Genomic DNA, 1,179 nt, shown 5'->3' with positions numbered 1-1,179 from the left:
GTGGGCCAGGCGCTGCTCTCCGCCCGGGGTTGCTGCGGCCAGGGTGGACTGCAGCGCGTAGTACGAGGGCTTGCGGGTGTAGTCCTCCCACATCACCGTTGCCTCGCCCTCGCCGCTGAAGAAGACAGGCACCCAGGAGTACTTGTCGTTGAATCCCCAGATGGTGAAGGACTTGCAGCCCTCAATGTTCAGGCAGGCTTCCAACGCACGCTGGTAGTAGCTGGCCTGCTTGGCCAGCTGTTCGGTGGTCGGCTTGGTGCCGGCCGGAACGTCCATGCGGACGTCGATCTCCGTGACGGCCGTTTCCAGGCCAAGGTCTTCGAAACGCTGAAGGTTCGCCTGGAGGTCGCCGGGGAAGCCATAGCGGGTGCTCAGGTGGCCCTGCACAGCAAAGCCGTCCACCTTCACGCCCTCTTTCTGGAGCTTCGAAATGAGGCTGACGTAGGCCGTGCTCTTGGGATTGATGCTTTCAACGCCGTAGTCGTTGAAGAAGAGCTTGGCCTTCGGATCTGCTTCGTGCGCCCAGCGGAACGCGTCAGCGATGATATCCGGACCCAGTTCGCGGATCCAGATGTTATCGGTGGTGCGCAGGGTGCCGTCATCCTTGAAGATCTCGTTGGCAACATCCCACTGCTGGATCTTTCCGGCGTAGCGTCCCACCACGGTGGTGATGTGGTCCTTCAGGATGGAACGGAGCTCCTCCTTGCTGAAGTTGCCCTGCTCCAGCCAGGCGGGGTTCTGGCTGTGCCAGAACAGGGTGTGGCCGCGGACCACCTGTCCGTGCTGCTGGGCGAACTCGACGATGGCGTCCATCTCAGCAAAGCGGTACTGGTCCCGCTGGGGGTGGATGAACTCCCACTTCGCCTGGTTTTCGGGGGATACGGAGCTGAACTCGGCAGCCAGGACGTCCCGGTACTGCGCGTCGGAAGTGAACGGGTTGGCGTAGGGCATGGTGTCATGATGGCCGCCGCCGGCAACCGCGGTGCCGATCCGGACGTCGTTGGGTGCGGCCCAGCGCAGGGTGTCCTGCTTGGCAAGTCCTGGGGGCTTCGGCTGGTCGTTTTGGCCGGCCATCGCGGGCAGTGCCGTGGGGAGGACAAACGTCGACGCCAGCACGGCGGCGGCGACTAGTTGGGCAACCTTCATTAAATGCTCTCCTTTGAGGTGCTGAATCGATCG

1 protein-coding gene is annotated in these 1,179 nt (G+C 62.9%); it reads right to left on the bottom strand.

Annotation, left to right across the window (positions count from 1 at the left end; all coding sequences use genetic code 11):
• Positions 1–1,146: endo-1,4-beta-xylanase (locus P2Q66_RS08905; protein WP_275727345.1), on the bottom strand; the 1,146-nt coding region annotated here is incomplete at its 3' end.
• Positions 1,147–1,179: the final 33 nt, after the last annotated feature.

It is taken from the genome of Arthrobacter sp. Cr_A7 (assembly GCF_029222765.1).
Taxonomy (GTDB): domain Bacteria; phylum Actinomycetota; class Actinomycetes; order Actinomycetales; family Micrococcaceae; genus Arthrobacter.
Note: the sequence above shows the minus strand (reverse complement) of the source record. Positions and strands in the feature narration are given on the sequence as shown.